The sequence below is a fragment of the Streptococcus sp. k-378 genome (assembly GCF_013277505.1).
Classification (GTDB): Bacteria; Bacillota; Bacilli; order Lactobacillales; family Streptococcaceae; genus Streptococcus; species Streptococcus pseudopneumoniae.
Genome location: NZ_VMNC01000110.1, coordinates 1 through 3,339, shown reverse-complemented (window position 1 = coordinate 3,339; position 3,339 = coordinate 1). Strand labels below are relative to the sequence as shown.

2 protein-coding genes and 1 pseudogene are annotated in these 3,339 nt (G+C 42.1%); 1 reads left to right on the top strand and 2 read right to left on the bottom strand.

Annotated features, from left to right (window positions below):
- Positions 1-1,765: threonine--tRNA ligase (gene thrS, locus HT719_RS09805; protein ID WP_172929059.1), on the bottom strand; the 1,765-nt coding region annotated here is incomplete at its 3' end.
- Positions 1,766-2,100: 335 nt separating this feature from the next.
- Positions 2,101-2,461: pseudogene (locus tag HT719_RS11745) on the bottom strand (hypothetical protein).
- A gap of 205 nt (positions 2,462-2,666) precedes the next feature.
- Between HT719_RS11745 and rpsO the strand changes: the two are divergent.
- Positions 2,667-2,936, top strand: a complete 270-nt coding sequence (gene rpsO, locus HT719_RS09800; protein ID WP_001018251.1) for a 30S ribosomal protein S15 — start codon at positions 2,667-2,669, stop codon at positions 2,934-2,936.
- The last annotated feature ends 403 nt before the right edge of the window (positions 2,937-3,339 follow it).

Genomic DNA, 3,339 nt, shown 5'->3' with positions numbered 1-3,339 from the left:
TCTTGAACTGCATTTTTTCATTGCGCTCATCTACGTCTGCACGGACACCGCGGTCACGGAGTTTCTTGGCCACTTCCCAAGCGTAGTCCACGTGTTTTTCGTTAGATACTGGGATGAGGGTTACTTGGTGTGGTGCCAGCCATGTTGGGAAGGCACCCTTGTAGTTCTCAATCAAGATAGCTGTGAAGCGTTCCATAGTTGAGATAACCCCACGGTGAATCATAACTGGACGGTGTTCTTCGCCATCAGCTCCGATGTATTTAAGGTCGAAGCGTTCTGGAAGTAAGAAGTCAAGTTGGATAGTAGAAAGAGTTTCTTCTTTTCCAAGAGCAGTTTTAACCTGGATATCCAATTTTGGTCCGTAGAAGGCTGCTTCGCCTTCGGCTTCAAAGTAGTCCACACCCATTTCATCAAGGGCTGCACGAAGCATGGTTTGGGCATTTTCCCACATCTCATCGTTGTCAAAGTACTTGTGAGTATCTTGAGGGTCGCGAAGAGAGAGACGGAAGCGGTAGTCAGTCAAGTTGAAGTCTTCATAAACATCGATAATCAACTGAAGGGCACGTTGGAATTCTTCTTGGATTTGTTCTGGAGTAACGAAAAGGTGACCGTCGTTGAGAGACATTTCACGCACACGTTGAAGACCAGTGAGGGCACCAGATTTTTCATAACGGTGCATCATACCGATTTCAGCGATACGGATTGGCAACTCACGGTAAGAGTGAACATGGTGTTTGAAGACTTGGATGTGGTGTGGGCAGTTCATTGGACGAAGGACAAATTCTTCCCCGTCACCCATGTCCATAGTTGGGAATATGTCTTCTTGGTAATGATCCCAGTGACCAGAAGTCTTGTAAAGTTCAACAGAAGCAAGTGGTGGAGTATAAACGTGTTGGTAGCCAGAAGCCAACTCTTTGTCAACGATGTAGCGTTCCAACTCACGACGAATAGTCGCACCATTTGGCAACCAGAATGGAAGCCCTTGACCAACCTCTTGAGAAATCATGAAGAGGTCAAGCTCTTTACCAAGTTTACGGTGGTCACGTTCCTTAGCTTCTTCACGCATTTGAAGGTAGTTTTTCAAGTCTTTCTTATCAAACCAAGCTGTCCCGTAGATACGTTGCATCATAGCGTTGTCGCTATTTCCACGCCAGTAAGCACCAGCTACATGGAGAAGGTGGAAGATTTGGATACGACCTGTTGATGGAACGTGAGGTCCACGGCAGAGGTCTACATATTCACCCTGACGATAGATAGTCAAACCGCCTTCGTCTTCTGAGTGTTCTTCAATCAATTCCAACTTGTAAGGGTCATTTTTGAAGATTTCACGTGCCTCGTCTTTAGTCACTTCTTCACGAATAGATGGGAAGTTTTCTTTGACGATTTTTTGCATTTCTTCTTCGATACGAGGAAGGTCTTCGTTAGAGATTTGACCAGCTGTGTTGTCAGTATCGTAGTAGAAACCATCTTCGATGGCTGGACCAACTCCCAAGTGAATGTCTGGGAAAAGACGACGAGCTGCTTGGGCGAACAAGTGAGCTGCTGAGTGACGCAAGATTGGAAGGGCATCTTCGTGATCAGGTGTTACAATTTCGATGCTTCCATCTTCAGTGATAGCACGAGTAGTGTCGATGAGTTTGCCGTTGAATTTACCAGCCAAGGCTTTTTTAGCTAGGGAATTGCTGATAGATTGGGCAATTTCAAAAGTTGTAACGCCAGATTCGAATTCACGAACAGCGCCATCGGGGAAAGTAATGTTAATCATGATGTTCTCCTTATATTGGTTATCCATTATTTCTAAAGCAGAAGTGTTTCCCTATTTCGCAGTCTTAAATAAAGAGAAACAAAAAGCAAAGAGAAACAAAAAGCGACGTCCTAGAAAGGACGTCGCAACGTGGTTCCACCTTCATTTATGTGCCTCAAAAAAGAGGGACACCTCTGATTGGCTCTAACGTGGCCACCGTTTTATGTTTGCATAAAAGTCAGTAGAGTAGTATCAGTATAGTCTTTCTATGCGTTCTCAGCAACCACGCACTCTCTAGTAGAAAGGGACTAAGTGACTTGTCTCTATGGATTATTATAGCATGATTGTGAGATTTTTCAAGGACTTTGTGAAAGTTTTTTGTTTTTCATTTTTGCAGAATATGCTTGATACCAATACCGGAAGCCATGCCGACCAGAGCAAAGGTTTCATAGGCTAATAAAGTAGACAATGCTAAAATCGTGGAAAGAAATGATAGTAAAGCAAAAGAGCAATCCAATGTCAAAAGGGAAAAAGGGAAACGGTAACCGTAAAGAAGAGAAACGATGAAGGTTACTAACGGAGAAAAGATAAAGATATTTAGAAGATGAGTCCTAGCAGATTGGAACCGGATGAGAGCAGTGAAAATAATTCATAAAGAGGCCAATAAAAGAAAAAGATGACCAGATAGTAGGGGAGATGGGAATAGAATCTAGGCATGATAATCAGCTCGTTTTAAAAAAACAGACAACTTAAATCTCTTGCTATGATTATTATAGCATGTTTAAAACAAGAAAGTAAATCTGTTGACAAAGAAGTTAGTTATTGGTAGAATAGGGATTGTCGTAAAGACAAATAACTTCTTCTTGGTTACAGGCATGCCAACCTGTCACTCGGATGAAGCCAAATAAAAAGGAGAAACATCATGGCAATCTCAAAAGAGAAAAAAAATGAAATCATTGCACAATATGCACGTCACGAAGGTGATACAGGTTCAGTAGAGGTTCAAGTTGCTGTCCTTACTTGGGAAATCAACCACCTTAACGAACACATCAAACAACACAAAAAAGACCACGCTACTTACCGTGGATTGATGAAAAAAATCGGTCGCCGTCGTAACTTGCTTGCATACTTGCGTAAAAACGACGTTAACCGTTACCGTGAGTTGATCAACTCTCTAGGACTTCGTCGCTAATTCAAGATACAAAGGCCGTCAAAAGCACAAAGCAAAAATAGGAAAATTGACGAAGAAACTTCAGTTTCTAGGAGATTTTATCTTTTTTGCCAAGTGCTTAGGCCGTGTTCAATTGAGCATATCTTGATAATAAAGCTACTCTAAATTGGGTAGCTTTTTTGCGTTGTCACCTTACCTCGCTATACTCAAGTATAATCTTCGGTTACGGTTCCTAGCACTGTAAGGTAAAATAAACTAGCTTTTCTCCCTTCGGGGAGATTTTTTTTGTTTCACTGAAAGTTTCGTACAATCTTCGCCTCGTCGCCTAGCCTATAAACGGTTTATCTAGCAAGAATCATGATGCTAAGGGTGTCAAAAATCCGTATGAAAATAGGGAAATGACACAGTGTTCGATGAACACAAG

What these genes read in the sequence shown, in the direction of transcription:
- rpsO (WP_001018251.1), top strand. Translation starts at nt 2,667, where the DNA reads ATGGCAATCTCAAAAGAGAAAAAAAATGAAATCATTGCACAATATGCA.